This window comes from Photorhabdus hainanensis, assembly GCF_018448965.1.
Classification (GTDB): domain Bacteria; phylum Pseudomonadota; class Gammaproteobacteria; order Enterobacterales; family Enterobacteriaceae; genus Photorhabdus; species Photorhabdus akhurstii.
In genome coordinates this window covers 1-18,327 of sequence record NZ_RCWD01000034.1, presented here as the reverse complement: position 1 = coordinate 18,327, position 18,327 = coordinate 1, and the positions used below count along the sequence as shown (strand labels likewise).

Sequence of the window (18,327 nt, the reverse complement as noted above, 5' to 3'; positions counted from 1 at the left end):
ATATGCAACAACCAGTATCCACCAAATTTCTTCTTATTATTAAGGGCCGTTATCTGCCCTGTCGTTTACTTTTGTAATCCGCAATCGCTGCTTTAATCGCGTCTTCTGCCAGAATAGAACAGTGGATTTTCACCGGCGGCAGTTCTAATTCATCGGCAATTTCAGTATTTTTAATCGCTTCCGCTTGCTCCAGAGATTTACCCTTCATCCATTCCGTGACCAAAGAGCTGGAAGCAATCGCAGAACCGCAACCGTAAGTTTTGAAACGCGCATCTTCAATAATGCCTTCATTATTGACTTTGATTTGCAGTTTCATCACGTCGCCACACGCAGGGGCGCCGACCATGCCGCTGCCAACCGTTGGATCTTCATTATCGAAAGAGCCGACGTTACGTGGATTTTCATAGTGATCAATTACTTTTTCGCTGTAAGCCATGTTGTTACTCCTGAAACCGTCTGATTAATGATGAGACCATTCGATACTGTTTAGATCCACACCTTGTTTAAACATTTCCCACAGTGGAGAAAGTTCACGCAGGCGGCCAATAGATTTGTGAATCAGTTCAATGGCGTAGTCGATCTCTTCTTCTGTCGTAAAGCGCCCTAAAGAGAAACGGATAGAGCTGTGAGCCAGTTCGTCATTCATCCCCAACGCACGCAGTACGTAGGATGGCTCCAGGCTGGCGGAAGTACATGCAGAACCCGAAGAAACCGCCAGATCTTTTAATGACATCATCAATGATTCACCTTCAACATAGTTGAAGCTGACATTCAGAATATGCGGCGCGCCGTGTTCCAAATCTCCGTTAAGGAAGACCTCTTCGATATCTTTGATACCGTGCCACAGACGCAACCGTAGGCCACGCAGACGCTGGGATTCACTCTCCATTTCCTGCTTGGCAATGCGATAAGCTTCACCCATACCCACAATCTGATGAACAGGCAAAGTACCAGAGCGCATACCACGTTCATGGCCGCCGCCATGTTGCTGTGCTTCAATACGAATACGTGGTTTACGGCGAACGTACAGTGCGCCAATCCCCATCGGGCCGTAAATTTTATGGGCGGAGAAAGACATCAAATCGACTTTCAGTTTGGTTAAGTCAATTGGCAGTTTGCCTACGCTCTGAGTGGCGTCAACATGGAAAATGATACCGCGGCTGCGACACATTTCACCAATGGCGGCAATATCCTGCACCACGCCAATTTCATTGTTAACATGCATGATAGAAATCAGAATGGTGTCATCACGCACCGCGGCTTCCAGATCGTTTAAATCAATCAACCCGTTGCTCTGAGGTGCCAAATAAGTGACTTCAAACCCTTCACGTTCCAATTGACGGCAAGTATCCAGAACCGCTTTATGTTCGGTTTTGCTGGTGATGATGTGCTTGCCCTTTTTCTGGTAAAAATTAGCCGCGCCTTTGATGGCAAGATTGTCAGACTCCGTTGCGCCAGAAGTAAAAACAATTTCTCGCGGGTCCGCACCCACCAAATCAGCAATCTGATTACGGGCAATATCAACCGCTTCTTCGGCCTGCCAGCCAAAACGGTGTGAACGAGAAGCGGGATTACCAAATATCCCGTCCCTGGTCAGATAGTTCATCATTTTTTCAGCAACACGCGGATCAACCGGCGTCGTTGCTGAGTAATCTAAATAAATTGGTAATTTCATTGCTCACATGCTCCCTACTTCTAATACTTCAATTCATCACAAGCTCTGCTTATGGGCGCAGATTGACATTAATTGTTTCTTGTGGTCTACCGTTAGGTACACGGCGTTTATCGTTATCCTGGCGACCAGCAACGTCCAATACTTCTTGGTTATTGACTAATTCTTCTAGACTGATACTGCTCAGGAAACCGGTAATACGATCACTTAAATCGCGCCATAAAGCATGAGTCAGGCAGCGATCACCGCCCTGACACCCTTCTCTACCCTGACAACGGGTAGCATCCACCGATTCATCAACTGCGAAAATCACTTCGGCAACAACAATTTCACTGGCATCTTTGCCCAATAAGTAACCACCACCCGGACCACGGACACTTGAAACCAGACCATTTTTGCGCAAGCGAGAAAATAACTGTTCAAGATAGGAGAGGGAAATACCCTGACGTTCAGAAATGTCGGCCAGTGGTACCGGGCCTTCTTGTGAGTGCAACGCCACATCAAGCATGGCAGTTACCGCATAACGCCCTTTAGATGTCAATCTCATAAATGAATTACCCCGTGGTGAAATATGAGCGAAATTGTGTCATTCCTGAGTATTTTAGTCAACTATTTAACCTAGTAATTTACTCAACTATTTCTTCGCCCATTTTTCAACGGAGGACAAGATACCACGCAGAATATTCAGTTCCTGCATCTCTGGCCGGGCACGGGTAAAAAGCCGCCTTAATCTATTCATTATCTGGCCGGGATGCGCTTTTCTAATAAAACCGGAATCATTTAATACACGTTCAAGATGATGATAAAAGCGTTCCATATCATCAGCTAATGGATATTCCACTTCATCGGTTTTTTGCTCATTTTTATCCTGACGCGCTAAATAAGCCATACGGATTTCATAACTGACAAGCTGAACCGCCATCGCCAGATTTAACGAACCGTAATCCGGATTAGTTGGGATATTCAGATGATAATGGCACTTCTGCAATTCTTCATTGGTCAACCCTACCCGCTCACGGCCAAAAACAATGGCAACCGACGCGTGTTCAGCCTCCTGAACACTGCGTTCACCACATTCACGAGGTTCAACCATCGGCCATGATAACGTTCTTGAACGGGCGCTGGTGCCAATCACCAATCCACAACCGGCCAGCGCTTTATCCAAACTATCGACCATCGTCGCATTACCAATAACATCGCTGGCGCCAGCAGAAAGCGCAATCGCGTGAGAATCTGGCTGAACCAGTGGATTAACCAAATAAAGATTAGTTAATCCCATTGTTTTCATTGCCCGGGCGGTTGACCCCATATTCCCGGTGTGGGAAGTTTCAACCAGGATAATGCGGATATTTTCTAACATGGCAACTTCTGAATAGTCTGGATGGTTATAAGAACCAAATATCTTAACACAACATTAGTATTTTTCCGAATTACTGCTATACTATGCGCCGATTAATTACCCGTTCTTTAACATCCTGGTGGAAGATATCCCATGCATCCGATGCTGACCATCGCCATACGCGCTGCGCGTAAAGCTGGCAACCTAATTGCTAAAAACTATGAAACTCCTGATGCGGTTGAAGCGAGCCAAAAAGGCAATAATGACTTTGTTACCAATGTTGACAAAGCCGCAGAAGCGCTCATTATCGACGTTATTCGCAAATCTTATCCCAAACACTCGATTATTACCGAAGAGAGTGGCGAGCTGCTAGGCGAAGAGGCTGATATTCAATGGGTAATCGATCCACTGGATGGCACGACCAACTTTATCAAACGCCTCCCTCACTTCGCCGTTTCTATTGCGGTACGCATTAAAGGCCGTACTGAAGTTGCGGTTGTTTATGACCCAATGCGTAATGAACTTTTCACCTCAACCCGCGGTCAAGGGGCACAGTTGAATGGCTACCGTTTGCGTGGCACCAATGCCCGCGATCTGGATGGCACTATTCTGGCAACAGGTTTCCCATTCAAAGCAAAACATCATTCCACTGTTTTTATTAATACTTTGGGTAAATTATTTGTTCGTTGCGCTGATTTCCGTCGTACAGGCTCCGCTGCACTGGATCTGGCTTATGTTGCGGCTGGTCGGGTAGATGGTTACTTTGAAATTGGCCTAAAACCGTGGGATTTTATGGGCGGCGAGCTGTTAGTTCGTGAATCTGGCGGTATCGTAACTGATTTCGTTGGCGGTCATAATTACATTCATTCCGGCAACCTTGTCGCAGGTAATCCACGCGTTGTTAAAGACATTCTGGCCGAAATGCGTGATGAATTATCAGAAGCATTGAAACGTTAATTCAAGTGAATTCTAAATAGAATTGCAAGACGGTATTTTAGGTAGACCGCAAAAAATGCGGTCTACTCTGCGATTGATTTAACTAGCAATAAAGACCGTTGTTACTCCGCCAACCAATAAACAGCTTCATAAGGCTGTAGCTGCATATTTTCTACAGGTAACTGGTTTTCAGGATAGTTCCCCATCAATTTCACCCATGAACAGTGGGATAAAGAAGCATCCAGCGACCACCCTTGCACTTCTGCGCTGAGGTTAGCAATAACCAACAACGTTTGGTTTTCCCAACGGCGAACATAACACCATAGCCAAGGGTGAGACGGCAACAAATCTTCATAGCTGCCATAAGTCAATACCGGATATGTTTTACGCAGTTTTATCAAGCGGGCATAACAATGGAAAACTGAATCCTCATCCTGGATGGCATTTTCAGCGTTCACAGCCTGGTAATCACTATTCAACGCTATCCACGGCTTCCCTTGAGTAAACCCGGCATTGGGAGTCGCATCCCATTGCATCGGCGTTCGCCCATTATCACGAGATTTCTTCGCTAAGACCGATAAGATTTGCTGTTTATCACTGCCCTGCTCAATCTTCTCTTGATAAATATTTAAACTTTCTATATCCCGATACTCTTCAATATGCGAAAAATGAGGGTTAGTCATTCCCAGTTCTTCCCCTTGATAGATATAAGGGGTTCCCTGCATGCCATGCAGTACCATCGCCAACATTTTGGCGGACGGCGCCCGCCAAACACCTTCACCGCCAAAGCGTGAAACAATACGCGGCTGATCGTGATTACACCAGAAAAGCGCATTCCATGCCCGTTCGTGCATGCCTTGCTGCCACTTGGCAAAAATTTTCTTCAATTCAATAAAATCAGGCGGCGCCGCAACCCATTTTTCACCATTAGGGTAATCGACTTTTAAGTGATGGAAAGCAAAAACCATCGACAACTCTTCACCATCCAATGAAGAGTAGCGTTGACAATGTTCCAGCGAGGTAGAAGACATCTCCCCGACCGTCATCACTCCGGCTGGCTGGAATACTTCTCTGTTCATTTCTTGCAGAAATTCATGAATACGCGGGCCATCAGTGTAGAACTGACGCCCATCTCCCTGAGTTGATTCAGGGAAGTCTTGCTGCTTAGAAACCAAGTTAATGACATCCAGACGGAAACCATCAACACCAAGGCCAGCCCAGAATTCGCAAATCTTTTTCAGTTCAGCCCGTACAGGTTCATGCTCCCAGTTTAGATCGGCCTGCTCAACAGCAAACAAGTGCAAATAATACTGTTGGCTTGCTTCATGCCACGCCCAAGCATTGCCGCCAAATTTTGACGCCCAATTATTGGGCGGCGTCCCAAGTTCCCCATCCCGCCAAATGTAATATTGCCGATAAGGGCTATCAATATCCTGTGCTTGTTTAAACCAAGGGTGTTGAGTCGATGTATGGTTGAAAACAATATCTACGATGACACGGATATCACGTTGATGCGCCTCATCAACCAAACGCTTAAAATCATCCATTGAGCCGTAAGCCGGATCAATCGCACAATAATCAGCGACATCATAGCCGTTATCTACCTGCGGCGAGCGGTAAAAAGGCGTCACCCAAATAGCGTCTACGCCCAATTTCTTCAAATAATCAAGCCGATAAGTAATGCCGTTAAGATCGCCCGTTCCGCTACCCGTAGTATCCTGGAAACTCTTAGGATATATCTGATAGATGACGCCTTGTAACCACCACGGAATGATTTTGTCCATCAAAAACACCTTCTCAATATATTTCCTGAATTGAATAACCACATGGTTATACCCGTCATCTTTCAAGTCGCCTCTTTATTGGCTGCGCTCACTCACCCCGGTCACATAGTTATCTATGCTCCCTTGCCGTCGCGATCCATCTTGAAATCCATAGGGTATATTTTTATATCTGTTATTTATGAAAACTTAACCGCATTATTCAACAGCTAACATACCAGTCATATTCTTCCTGCGATAAATAACAGTCGTGAGAATCAACGGAACAATGATGGCGACAAGCATAGCTAATGCGTAAATTAGCCAAAATTGTGGTTTGATCGAAAGAATACCCGGCAGACCACCTACACCGATACCGTTTGCCAATACGCCACCCAACCCACAAATCAACCCGGCTAAACTAGAACCAATCATGGCGCAGAGCATAGGGAATCGATATTTGATATTAATACCGTACATTGCCGGCTCAGTGACGCCCAGATAGGCGGAAATAGCCGCAGGTACGGATAATTCACGTTCATTATGCTTTTTACTGATTAAAATAATACCAACAACCGCGGAGCCTTGGGCAATATTGGATAATGCGATAATAGGCCATATCGGTGTTCCTCCTATACTCTGCACCATCTGCATATCTATGGCTAATGTGGTTTGATGGATACCTGTAATCACCAACGGCGCGTAAAAGAATCCAAATAAAGCCGCGCCAATAGGCGCAAAACTTCCCGTCATCAATGCCTTAACAACCCAAGCAACTCCATCCCCCATTAACCGACCAAATGGCCCAATAAGGCTATGCGCTAAGAAAGTCGCCAATATTAACGAGACTACCGGAACAATGACTAAATAGAGATAACTAGGAACCACCCGCTTTAACTGAACTTCAATCCACCCCAAAGTAACGCCCGCCAAAAGTGACGGAATAACCTGCGCCTGATAACCCACTTTTCCAATTGTGAACAGGCCAAAATTCCATATGTCAGGGATTTGTTGCCCTAAATGATAAGCATTCATTAATTGCGGCGAGACCAGCGTTACTCCCAATATAATACCTAATATTGGTGTTCCGCCCATCATCCTAACCGCCGACCAACAAATACCCACTGGCAGATAGAAGAATATTGCCTCTCCTAGCAGCCACAGAAAATCATATATTGTTTTCCAAATAGGATATGTTTGAGCTAAAGTTTTACCTTCACTAAAAGGAATGTCACCAATAATGTTACGGAAACCTAGAATAAGTCCGCCACTAATTAATGCTGGTAAGAGAGGAAAAAATATCTCCGCAAACTTAGAAATGAAGCGCTCTTGCCACTTCATATTTTTCTTCTCAACCTGCTGTTTATCTTTTTTGTTCAATTCAGATTGACCAAGATAACTATTTAACGCCTGATAATAATCGCCAACATTCGTGCCTATCACTACCTGGAATTGCCCTGCATTGGTAAAACAGCCCTTAACCATCGGTAAATTCTTTATCTCATCCGGCTTGGCTTTAACTGGTTCAACTAATACAAACCTCAATCGGGTAATACAATGACTTACACTGGCTATATTTTCACAACCACCGATTAATGTAATTAGTTTTTCTATATCTTTGGAATTTATTTTGTTTTTCATAACAGCCAGTCATCATAAGTGAATATCAATTACTAATTAGCATGCTTAGTAAACTAATTTCATCCTAATATCATTTGGTTATGCTTGTCATGGGAACGTTCCCAAAAATGGGTTGAAGATCACATTGAAACGGCAATATTTCTTATTTTTAAGCCAACTTACTCGGAATGATTACTTGTTTTTTAGGGTATTGCCGGTTTATCTGAGCAATTAATTGACCAGCTGCATATTTACCTGCCTCACTATAACCCAGATCAATAGAAAGCGTGTTAGGGTATAAAAAGTTCAACAAAGGTGTATTACCAATGCTACCTATTTGTATATCTTCCCGATTATTTTGCTGCAAATATTTATATGCACCTAAAGCCAAACTATCGGTTGCACAGATTAAAGCTGTTGTCTTCTCTCTCAATACCTTATTAACATACTGAAACCCACTCTGATAGCTTAAATCACATTGGACGGAAAGCGAACGCAACCCCTTCTGTTGACAATAATTCAGATAAGATTGATGGCGAAGAAAACCTGTCGTGGTATCACAATCATCTACACCAAGAAAACTGATATTTCTGTGCCCCCGCCGATAGAATTCATTCATCAATAAACGCACAGCACCGATATCGTCATAACATACAGAAGAAAAACCCGTATATTCGCGGGCAAATACCACTATTTTGTCACGCCAGGGGCAGAGGAGTTCTTCTGACAATCCAGTGAAACCGAACAAAATAATGCCATCTGCATGACGCAATGCCAATTGACGTAGATGTTCCTGTAAAAGCTGTAGATCAAAATTACTTTCCATAATAATCGGATCGTAACCGCGCTGGTAAAACAGAGGTAACATGGTACTTATCGATAAATTCTCTGAAAAAGATCCCAGACGCGACACAATTAAAGCAATGATTTTGTCACTTTTCACTCGCATCGCTCTTGCTGATTTAGATGGAACAAAATTATTTTGTTGGATAATCGCCTCAACTCTTTCACGTACTTGTGGACTTACACTATTTTCATTGTTTAATACCCGCGAAACTGTTGATTTGCCGACATTAGCCAAACGAGCGATATCTTTTATTGTTAATTTATTCGACATGATATCTCATAAAAACATTATTAAGAGGCAGTTAGTGTCTTGCAAAAATATTGCAAGACACTAAATTTATATTGTTAATAATTATAAGCTTTAACCTGCGGCCGCAGAAAAATAGCAGGAAAAGCAATTAAGGCCATCATCCAGAAAATCCCACTGTGCAGATAATCATACATAAATCCGGCAATTACCGTCATGACAGCGATACCGCCTCCCATTGCCAACGCGGAATAAGCCGCTTGCAAACGCACAATTTCCCCTTCTTTTCTCGCACTGATAAAACGCATCGCCGCCAAATGGCAGACAGTGAATGTGCCACAATGCAAGATTTGAATGATAATCAACACCGGTAATGCGATGAATGTTCCCATTAATCCCCAGCGAATGACACCACATATACCAGAAAGCAACAGAAGATTACGAGCACTCCAGCGTCGAAATAATTTATTACTCAAAGTAAAAATAATCACTTCAGCCACTACGCCCAATGACCAGAGATAACCGACTACCGAGGCAGAATAGCCTGCGCTTTCCCAATAAATTGCACTGAAACTATAATATCCCGCGTGGGCGCCCTGCAATAAAGCCACACATAACAGGAATCGGCGTACCGATTTTTCAGACAACAACTGTTTAAATGACACGACATCCACTTTGGCGGATTTGGTTTCCCCAATCGGCATGATAGAGGGCCTAAGTAATGTCACCAATAAGGTAGAGAAGATGCTAAACAATATCGTGATGAGGATGGCACGATGCCCCCAGACAGAAATTAGTTCCCCGGTTAATGCTGAACTGATAATAAAGGCAATTGAACCCCAAACCCGTATTTTGCCGTAATCAAAAGGAAATTGTTTTTGCCATGTTCCCGCTAACGCATCACTCAATGGCATCATCGGCGAAAAAAATAGGTTGAAACCAACCATGACAAACAGGAGCCAAGCCCAATGATTTCCTAATGTAAAACCAACAATGAAAATAAAGGTTATCAATGCCGATATACGCAGCGCAAAAATAAGTTTTGCGGGATCTTTAACTGTAGGCGCGATTAATAAACTGCCCAAGAAACGGGAAATCAAGCCTGCACCTAATATAATCCCTATCATATCGTACTCTATACCTTCACCCTGGAGCCAAGTTGCCCAGAAAGGTAAAAATATCCCGTAAGAAAAGAAATATGTGAAGTAATCTAACGCCAACCAGCGCGTCGATCGAATAACCATTAATCCCCCTGGTAAAAAATGCAAAAAACCCACCCCTAACTTAGTTAACTCAAGAAACTAGATATCGAGAGTTATCTTGGAGTGGATATTCCCGGGGGAAAATCCACACATCACACCTCAATATCTTACTTAAGCAAACAATGTTAGCCGGAGCAGGTTTTGTAATGATTTATTGAAATTTTAATTTATGCGTAAACCGGATATTTCGCGCAAATAGCCAAAACTTTCTGCTTAGTTGTTTCAATGGTCGCCTCATCATTGATGTTATCCAATACATCACACATCCAGCCAGCCAATTCACGCGCTTCTGCTTGTTTAAAACCACGACGGGTAATCGCAGGCGTACCGATACGCACACCAGAAGTCACAAATGGACTCTTCGGATCATTCGGCACGCTATTTTTGTTTACCGTGATATTTGCACGGCCCAACGCAGCATCGGCATCTTTACCCGTGATCTCTTTATCAACCAGATCCAGCAGGAACAGGTGGTTTTCCGTACCGCCAGAAACCACTTTGTAACCACGAGCCAAAAACACTTCAACCATAGCTTTCGCGTTATCAGCAACCTGATGTTGATACGCTTTGAACTCTGGTTCCATTGCCTCTTTCAATGCCACCGCTTTACCCGCGATAACATGCATCAGAGGCCCGCCCTGACAACCAGGGAATACAGAAGAGTTCAGTTTTTTATACAGCTCTTCATCGCCACCTTTCGCCAGGATCAAACCACCACGTGGACCGGCCAGTGTCTTATGCGTCGTAGTAGTGACGATATGAGCATGAGGAACCGGGTTAGGGTATACTCCTGCGGCGATTAGGCCAGCAACGTGCGCCATATCAACGAACAAATAAGCGCCAATGCTATCTGCGATTTCACGCATCTTCGCCCAGTCAACCACACCGGAGTAAGCGGAGAAACCACCGATAATCATTTTTGGCTGGTGTTTTTGAGCTTGTGCCGCGATATCGTCATAATCGATTTTACCGCTCTCATCGATGCCATAAGGCACAACGTTATATAACTTACCAGAGAAGTTAACCGGAGAGCCGTGAGTCAAATGACCGCCATGCGCTAAATTCATCCCCAAAACCGTATCGCCCGGTTGCAGCAACGCCATATAAACCGCCGCGTTCGCTTGAGAACCAGAGTGTGGCTGAACGTTGGCATAATCAGCACCAAACAGCGCCTTAGCGCGATCGATAGCTAATTGTTCAACAACATCTACATATTCGCAGCCGCCGTAGTAGCGTTTACCCGGATAACCTTCAGCATATTTGTTAGTGAGTTGAGAGCCCTGTGCCTGCATAACTCTTGGGCTGGTATAGTTTTCAGAAGCAATTAACTCGATATGCTCTTCCTGACGAACAACTTCCTGCTCCATCGCCTGCCATAGTTCGGGATCATAACTAGCAATATTCATTTCACGCTTTAACATTGGGTTCTCCTGACTCAGCTAACTTCTCTTCAAACAACACCCTAAAGGGCCGAATGGCACACAGTGTAAACCCTTTTCACCGAATGAGATAGTCTTGACAAAATATTTTACGCAAACGATTGCATGCCTGTCACAAGCAAGATATCTGTTTTAAATAGAAGAATGAAAATTACGCTGCATTTTTCCTCTTTGGTTGGAATTTATGACCTAAAGTAGTCCTTTCCTTAGTGTAAATATCTTTTATGAATATTTTTTTCACCATAAAGACCACATTCTATATTTACAAAATCCCCAAAAGGGTATAAGTTGCATTTAAAATACATGTTATAAATTTCATTATCACTTGAAAGAAATTCAGGAGTTTCACCATGCTGGATAGCCAAACTATTGCAACTGTCAAATCAACTATTCCATTACTTTCTGCTACCGGACCAAGACTGACAGCCCACTTCTATGAGCGGATGTTTAAACATAACCCTGAGTTAAAAAACATTTTTAATATGAGCCATCAACTTAACGGCGATCAACGTGAAGCCCTGTTCAATGCGATCTGTGCCTATGCAGCCAACATTGATAACTTAGAGGTACTACTACCGGCAGTGGAAAAAATCGCGCATAAACACGCTAGTCTGAATATTCAACCAGAGCATTATCAGATTGTCGGCACTCACCTGTTGGCAACGTTGGATGAAATGTTCCAGCCGGGAAGTGAAATTCTGAACGCCTGGGGGAAAGCTTATGGCGTGCTGGCTGATGTTTTTATCAATCGTGAAGAGCAAATCTATCATAGCGGTGAATCAACAGATGGCGGCTGGCGTGGTTTGCGTCCATTCCGTATCAGCCGGAAAGAGGTAAAAAGTGAAGTGATTTGCAGCTTTGAATTTGTGCCTCAAGATGGCGGGAAAGTGATGGATTACAAACCTGGCCAGTATCTGAGTATTTATCTGGCAGATGATAGTTTTGACAACCGAGAAATTCGCCAGTATTCACTGACGGCAGCACCAAATGGTTCCAGCTATCGGATTGCCATCAAACGTGAGCCACAAGGAATCGTTTCCAACCATATGCACGATAAGATGCAAGAAGGCGATACCGTCTGGCTGGCCGCCCCACGCGGTGATTTTTTCCTTGATATTAAACCAGAAACACCGGTTACTTTAATTTCTGCGGGCGTTGGCCTGACCCCCATGATGAGTATGTTGCATCACCTCCACCAACAAAATCACAACAGCCAGATTAACTGGTTACATGCGGCGGAACACGGCGGCCATCACGCATTTAACAATGAAGTCGCAACAATGGCGCAGGCAATGCCAAATTTTGCTAGCACAATTTGGTACCGTGAACCAAGGGATGAAGATCAACAAGGTATTCATTATCAACACCAAGGTTTTATGGATCTGGCAGTTTTGAATGAGGCGTTGAAAACAGAGGGAATGCATTTCTATTTCTGTGGTCCTGTCCCCTTTATGCAATATGTAGCGAAGCAGTTATTGGATATAGGAATTGATAAACAATTTATTCACTATGAATGTTTTGGCCCACATAAGGTGATTTAAATTTTCAGCTTAATATTACGGTGATAATAGCCAATAAAGTGAAGTGAACAGAAACCACCTTTAATTTATAGGCTCTGATATTCAATATTCATGTATATTGAATATGCTTAATGTGACTGAAAAACCAATTCATCACTATCTTAGAGACTTTATAGAGTTTGTTTATCATGGAGCCAGCCTTATCGGACGTCAGCTCCATTGATTTCAAGAGTCATGGGTAAATTTAGCGCCTATCCCAATAGGCGTAATTGTTGCAGACCGTTCTTATAAATGAATAGTGAACAATACCCTGTGAAGATAGCTGGGCTATGAGTTTTCTTCTGAGTGATCTTCCAGACATTGCACAAAACCAAAACGTTTGGTCGGGACATTAGCCATGAATGATTTTCCGGCGATGATTTCAAAATGGTGTTTTCTGTCGTCCCGGTTTCTGACGTATCCATTTCACTGAGATTGGCATTTTTATCTACCCTTGTTATAGCGCTGAATCATACTATCTATGCAATGCTTTTATCCGTTTTTTTACTCGGCTGTGGTATGGGTTTTTGGGGTTGTATTGCTGTAACTTACAGACAGAAATTAATACCGGAGAGTATATTTTCGAGGACTAATGCTATTTACAGACTTTTCTCTTGGGGTGCGTTATGCTTGGGAGGTCTTATGGGAGGCGCTATTTATCAAGTGATTGGCTACGGTTATCTCTTCTATATAACATTAGCATTTACGCTTTTTCTTACAATTTCTTTCTACTTCATACCATTGAAGGATGATTTTTGATGAAATTACCAACGTCACTTCTGCCATTCAAAATCAGCAGAATACATACTGAACTAGGTGTATTCAAAGCTAACGGGTATAACTCGTCAACTCCCACGGATGAGATGACCATAATTCTCTCAACGGTTTTTATACTGTCCACTGATGGCTGGGAAGAACTTACTATAGCCCAATCTAATAGTAATCTATTGGAACAATTAACCCCTTATTTAAAACATCATTTAATGTCGAAGCATAAAACGCAATCATAGTGAGAGCATGAATGCAGAATGTAATACGTGAGGATGACTCGCTTCGCTCACCCTACGGGCCGCACTAAAAGTGCGTTCAAAAGCTCATGCTTTTGTCTGAGCACTACCTAGGTTCGCTCTTTATGGCAAAGAAGGGCAAATAAAATAGTCCTATTGGAATAGGCCGTTACTCTGACTGGCAATCAAGTTTACCTCACAGGCTGTTTGCATTCCTTCAAGCGCAATAGGTTTTCCTTTATATTTTAGAGAGCTAGCACCCTGAATAATAGGAAAAATACCTTTATGCACTTATTATGTGAATTTACCCTCCATTTTCCTTAAATACATCTCATCAACTACTTGCGCTACTATATCTTGATAGCGCTTTAAGCCAAAGGTATCGGGTGAAAAATAACGCCCCTAATGCATACATAAAAGCCATAGCCAACGTGCCAAAATTAAGCATTCCCAAAGCAGCTTGCGCAGGCACATTACTTACGAAAACAATTGGTAATATAAAACTCAGAACGAATCGCATAGCACCAGGATAAGCACTGACAGGAAACCGTCCCATATCCATGAGAGAATAGCAAATAATCCATACATCAGAAACTTTAGTGAACCAAAAAGCGATGAGATTTGAACACATAAACAGAGAATAGAAAATGCACGCACCCAATAATAGTGTCAAATTAAACTGCATGAAGTTTGAAAATATCAAAGCATCTTGTTGATACATAGCAACCAGAACAACTATATATCCAACGACGAAATTTGCACCATCCCACACATTAAAACGATGAAATGTGATAAAAAACTGAGGGTCGACGGGGCGAATAAGGATAAAATCCAAGTCACCTCGCCTGATGTATTCAGATAAAGAGTGGATACTCGGAAATAACCAGCTATCGATTAATGATTCCACAATGAGAGTCACGCCAAGTAAAGCAACCATTTGATTGAAACTCCACCCTCCTACTTGGGATACTTGACCGAAGAACCCCGTTAAAACAAGCAAAGCCAGCAGGCAAGCAAGGGAGGAATTAATCAAGTTGACTAAAGCATTAAGCCGAAATTCAAGCTCTAAGACGAAAGAATTCCTTATTAACACCAATAATAATAAACCGTACCGCATTTAGTTAGGCTCCTGAAGCCGTATATTTTTTTAATCCTACCGACCATAGCAAAACACGAATTAACATGAGCGCTATAACCCAGAATAACTGCATCAAAAAACTGGTCAATAATTCTCCACGATCTAATTTTCCTAATATTATTTGCACTGGAGAATCGATTGCCGATGCAAAAGGTAAAACTTTCAATAATCCTGCGATACCAGACGGATATAAATCAAGAGGAATGAGGGATCCCCCAAGTATCGTATAAAGCGCCCAAAGCAATGGGTCAAATGCCATTGCGTTATTAATCCAAAAAGCCAACAAGCCTAGACAATAATAAAGATGGAAAATGATAATCCAAGCAAGCATAAGTGAAGGTAAAAAAAACAAAAAGCTCCAGATATCCAAGCGTTGCAAATTACCAGTTAAAACGATACCAGAAATAAAAACCACTAATATAATCGGTCCTCTAACAATCATCTGTCCCACATGATCCGCAATATAGCAATAAAGAGGAGACACAGGACGCAGCAATAACATAGAGAGTTCCCCTCGGCGAATATCACGATCCAAGCGTTGCATTACCCAAATGGACGTTAATTGACGCACCAAGTAAATGGAAAGAAAGTAAACCGCAAAATCGCTGGGCGTATAACCGCCAATAGCCCCTCCATCTGCCAAACTAAGCCAAACTAACATCACAGCAATGGGCATTACACCACCTATCATCCAAACCATCGACTGCGCTCGATATGCAATAGCCTGAGAGAAAGATTGACCAATGAGCACCCTCCATAACTGTAGAGTCCGCTTAAAAGATTTGCACATTAAACTCACCATTCGAGGATAAATACCCCTCCAGCACACGATCTATCGGTTCATCATGGATCGAGATATCAAGAACGACTCGTTCCGACATCAACCTTGTCATTGCAGAAGATAATGTGTCACGCTCCACCATCAATTCAATATCGTGACCATCATAGAATAGCAAGCCGGGTAATGAACTCAGCTCTGGACTAATCGGACCTGAAAGACTAGCCTTTACAATCTTTTTGGGTGAACGTTTTTCAATTAAATGCGAGAGCTGCCCATCGTAGACAATCTCTCCCGAATTGATGATGACAACACGTCGCGCAAGTGCTTCTACATCCGCCATATAGTGAGAAGTCAAGAGAATTGTTGCTTTATACGTCTGATTATAATGCAGAATGAATTCTCGGACGATGCGCTGCATGTTAACATCTAACCCAATAGTGGGTTCATCCAGGAACAAAACCTTTGGCTTATGTAGCAATGATAAAGCTAATTCGCATTTCATACGCTCACCGAGAGACAAATTACGAACCGGTCTGTTAATCACTGAACGAATAGAAAGCAGTTCAACCAGTTCGTCACGACATCTGAAAAATTCATTATCTTCGAGATCATAGATAACCTTATTGAGTATGAAGGAATCATTAGGCGTAAGATCCCAAGCGAGTTGCTGTTTCTGTCCAGCTACAAATGATATTGACTTTAAATATTCGTTCCTACGTTCATAAGGCGTATGTCCCAAAACTTTAACATCACCAGAAGAGGGTAGAATGATACCAGCCAACATCTTCATAGTAGTCGTTTTTCCCGCCCCATTCGCCCCGAGAAAACCCACAATTTCTCCTTCTCCGATGGAGAAATTGATCGCCTTTACCGCTTGTACGACTGAATAGTCTCTTTTAATGAACGACTTTAAACTGCCCAACAGACCAGGGTTCTTTGAGTAAATACTGTAGGATTTACTCAAATCTCTTACTCGAATAATGCTCATAGAAATCCGCTAATTAAATTATTAGACTAACTTTCAACCACTCGCACCAATCGTCTATTCGTCTCTTGTTCTATCCTGAGTCCATAGAGTCCGAGTGCGTTGTTACAAAAAACGTCTTCCCAAGCTTCCTCAGGTAGACCTCTAGTGACTGCTCCCCACCGTAAACGGCAAGGCTTCCCACTTCTCAGGCCGCAACCGTCGATGCAATGGATTTACGCTGGCCTCCGTGGGCAGAAACGACGAGTCCCGCCGCCTGTAATTCCTGTATGCCCTTGCGCTCGATGTTGAGCGCCGCGTTGATATCACGATCATGCTCGACACCACAGCAAGGACATGGCCAGATCCGCTTGTTTTGAAAGAGTCAGCCCCCTGAATAATAGGAAAGACACCTTTACACTGAGGACACGCCACCAAATCTTCTTTACCTGCTATGGGAATACCATTGTGAGTATATTTATCAATAGCGGTAATAATCTTACCGCCATGATCTGTCATATCACCCAGCAGAATAACCGCTTTTGACATTAAAGTTCTCCATCGTTTTTCAATTGGAAATAACATCACCTCTCATTAAACTTCGGTAATTAATGGTAATAATCCCAGATTTACTAACTGTATTTCAATATCATTAGATTTATCAATATCCTCCTGATTTCTTCCATCAAAAATCCCTTTCTTGGTGATAATCAGCGTGCCTACCTGTTCATTATTTTGATACACAGGAAGCACATCTTCCGCCATAGGCAGATAGAACTTATCAATAATACGGGGCTGGTAAAGCATCCAACCGACACTTAAGCGATCAGGGAAAACCTGCCTGCCTTTTAAGGTATATTCATTTGACTCTACCTGAATATTGGGTAAATTGCGGCTTAAGGCCAGATAGCTAACCAGATTAATTAACCGCAATACATCAAGCTGATGGCTATCAATATTTAGATTCAGTTGCAACCAAACCCAGTTAGGACGAACACTTGGCATTTTGCTATAATCTATTCCGCTAGATAATTCATCCTTTTCACCATCCCATATGCCAGTAATAAGAGCCGGAAAGTTTTTCTTATAATCTTTTTCGAAACTTTTTATAGCAGCGTCAGTTGGCCCCTGCTCATCAAACACAACATGTTGCAGAGCCTGTTTTCTAGAGTAACCAGTTAAATACCAAGTCTTTTTCTGCCCAAAAAAGATATCAATTTGTCGTGTGATATTAAACAAGTCCATTAATGCCATATTAGCGGTAATAGTTTCCTGCTGTTGATAACGTGCATTGATTTCTAAACGGATTATTGCCATGTTAACCTCGAATTAAACTAAATTGTCGCAGGGGGTATAGTGGACACTAATATTTTTATATTTACTAAATAGTACCTTAAAATATTCATAACTGATCGGCTGTAAAAAATGCCATTCCACGTGAGGTGCCCCTTCTAGTGCATCACAAACCGTTTGATGCCTTTCTGCTTGATTTCTAGCTGAATAATGGCCTGTCCACCATCTTTTAGGTTTATTATCCTTAAAAAACTGGTCATACCGCGCCTTAGCCTCCAGAAACAGGCAATATGCCGGCCGCCAGCCATCAAAGGTCACTTTCAGGCATTGAAATTCCTGGATCATTTGTGTGAGCGGGTTATATTGAGTTTTCGCAATAAATCGCTGATAGTTAATCGTGATAGCGCTCCAGCGACTCACCTTGCGATATTTTTCACTTGTCACCGGAATAGCAAGGCAAGCCT

General features: G+C 42.8%; 17 protein-coding genes and 4 pseudogenes. 3 read left to right on the top strand and 18 right to left on the bottom strand.

From position 1 onward, the window contains the following. Positions 1-49 precede the first annotated feature (49 nt). From iscU to trmJ, 4 genes are all read right to left on the bottom strand, one after another. Complete coding sequence (iscU, locus tag EAE92_RS18230; protein ID WP_214069107.1) at positions 50-436, bottom strand: Fe-S cluster assembly scaffold IscU; 387 nt, start codon at positions 434-436, stop codon at positions 50-52. A gap of 24 nt (positions 437-460) precedes the next feature. Continuing rightward, the gene (locus tag EAE92_RS18225) at positions 461-1,675 is read right to left on the bottom strand and encodes an IscS subfamily cysteine desulfurase (RefSeq protein WP_214069106.1); all 1,215 of its coding nucleotides are present in this window, start codon (positions 1,673-1,675) and stop codon (positions 461-463) included. A 49-nt stretch (positions 1,676-1,724) separates the two neighbouring features. Continuing rightward, entirely contained in the window at positions 1,725-2,219 is a 495-nt protein-coding gene (gene iscR / locus EAE92_RS18220) for a Fe-S cluster assembly transcriptional regulator IscR (RefSeq protein ID WP_046395938.1), read from the bottom strand. Between the two features lie 87 nt (positions 2,220-2,306). Then, entirely contained in the window at positions 2,307-3,032 is a 726-nt protein-coding gene (gene trmJ, locus EAE92_RS18215; protein WP_046395937.1) for a tRNA (cytosine(32)/uridine(32)-2'-O)-methyltransferase TrmJ, read from the bottom strand. 132 nt (positions 3,033-3,164) lie between these two features. On the opposite strand from trmJ, the gene suhB reads away from it, so the two are divergent. After that, the gene (gene suhB, locus EAE92_RS18210) at positions 3,165-3,968 is read left to right on the top strand and encodes an inositol-1-monophosphatase (protein ID WP_065390276.1); all 804 of its coding nucleotides are present in this window, start codon (positions 3,165-3,167) and stop codon (positions 3,966-3,968) included. A 101-nt stretch (positions 3,969-4,069) separates the two neighbouring features. Here suhB and treC read toward each other — a convergent pair whose 3' ends face one another. The 5 genes from treC to glyA all read right to left on the bottom strand — a co-directional run bounded on the left by treC (position 4,070) and on the right by glyA (position 11,103). Next, the gene (gene treC / locus EAE92_RS18205) at positions 4,070-5,731 is read right to left on the bottom strand and encodes an alpha,alpha-phosphotrehalase (protein WP_214069105.1); all 1,662 of its coding nucleotides are present in this window, start codon (positions 5,729-5,731) and stop codon (positions 4,070-4,072) included. Between the two features lie 195 nt (positions 5,732-5,926). Next, positions 5,927-7,348, bottom strand: coding sequence for a PTS trehalose transporter subunit IIBC (gene treB, locus EAE92_RS18200; RefSeq protein WP_110091962.1), 1,422 nt, complete (start codon positions 7,346-7,348; stop codon positions 5,927-5,929). 148 nt (positions 7,349-7,496) lie between these two features. Continuing rightward, entirely contained in the window at positions 7,497-8,444 is a 948-nt protein-coding gene (gene treR / locus EAE92_RS18195) for a trehalose operon repressor TreR (RefSeq protein ID WP_105399116.1), read from the bottom strand. Positions 8,445-8,518: 74 nt separating this feature from the next. After that, complete coding sequence (locus EAE92_RS18190; RefSeq protein WP_214069104.1) at positions 8,519-9,664, bottom strand: 3-phenylpropionate MFS transporter; 1,146 nt, start codon at positions 9,662-9,664, stop codon at positions 8,519-8,521. 185 nt (positions 9,665-9,849) lie between these two features. Further along, complete coding sequence (glyA, locus tag EAE92_RS18185; protein ID WP_214069103.1) at positions 9,850-11,103, bottom strand: serine hydroxymethyltransferase; 1,254 nt, start codon at positions 11,101-11,103, stop codon at positions 9,850-9,852. 365 nt (positions 11,104-11,468) lie between these two features. On the opposite strand from glyA, the pseudogene hmpA reads away from it, so the two are divergent. Beyond that, positions 11,469-12,662, top strand: a pseudogene (hmpA, locus tag EAE92_RS18180) (NO-inducible flavohemoprotein); the annotation flags it as partial. A 283-nt stretch (positions 12,663-12,945) separates the two neighbouring features. Here hmpA and EAE92_RS18175 read toward each other — a convergent pair. Beyond that, positions 12,946-13,103 (bottom strand): annotated as a pseudogene (locus EAE92_RS18175) (ISKra4 family transposase); the annotation flags it as partial. On the opposite strand from EAE92_RS18175, the gene EAE92_RS25445 reads away from it, so the two are divergent. Continuing rightward, positions 13,068-13,439 (top strand): MFS transporter, encoded by a 372-nt coding sequence (locus EAE92_RS25445; protein WP_422616066.1) that lies wholly within the window; start codon positions 13,068-13,070, stop codon positions 13,437-13,439. The pseudogene EAE92_RS18175 and the gene EAE92_RS25445 overlap by 36 nt on opposite strands. A gap of 401 nt (positions 13,440-13,840) precedes the next feature. Here the strand turns inward: EAE92_RS25445 and EAE92_RS24725 are convergent, their stop codons facing one another. The 8 genes and pseudogenes from EAE92_RS24725 to EAE92_RS18140 all read right to left on the bottom strand — a co-directional run. Further along, complete coding sequence (locus EAE92_RS24725; RefSeq protein ID WP_338046869.1) at positions 13,841-13,978, bottom strand: PAAR domain-containing protein; 138 nt, start codon at positions 13,976-13,978, stop codon at positions 13,841-13,843. A 43-nt stretch (positions 13,979-14,021) separates the two neighbouring features. Beyond that, a complete protein-coding gene (locus tag EAE92_RS18170) occupies positions 14,022-14,804 on the bottom strand; it encodes an ABC transporter permease (protein ID WP_214039309.1) in 783 nt (260 codons plus the stop codon). Positions 14,805-14,808: 4 nt separating this feature from the next. After that, positions 14,809-15,501 (bottom strand): ABC transporter permease, encoded by a 693-nt coding sequence (locus EAE92_RS18165; protein ID WP_246545282.1) that lies wholly within the window; start codon positions 15,499-15,501, stop codon positions 14,809-14,811. Positions 15,502-15,598: 97 nt separating this feature from the next. Then, positions 15,599-16,594, bottom strand: a complete 996-nt coding sequence (locus EAE92_RS18160) for an ABC transporter ATP-binding protein (protein WP_214069101.1) — start codon at positions 16,592-16,594, stop codon at positions 15,599-15,601. Between the two features lie 184 nt (positions 16,595-16,778). Further along, positions 16,779-16,946: pseudogene (locus EAE92_RS18155) on the bottom strand (zinc ribbon domain-containing protein); the annotation flags it as partial. 47 nt (positions 16,947-16,993) lie between these two features. Beyond that, a pseudogene (locus tag EAE92_RS24720) lies at positions 16,994-17,089 on the bottom strand (PAAR domain-containing protein); the annotation flags it as partial. A 75-nt stretch (positions 17,090-17,164) separates the two neighbouring features. Next, the gene (locus EAE92_RS18145) at positions 17,165-17,887 is read right to left on the bottom strand and encodes an Imm52 family immunity protein (RefSeq protein ID WP_214069100.1); all 723 of its coding nucleotides are present in this window, start codon (positions 17,885-17,887) and stop codon (positions 17,165-17,167) included. A gap of 12 nt (positions 17,888-17,899) precedes the next feature. Beyond that, on the bottom strand, positions 17,900-18,327 hold a 428-nt coding region (locus tag EAE92_RS18140), incomplete at its 5' end, for a Tox-REase-5 domain-containing protein (RefSeq protein ID WP_246545281.1).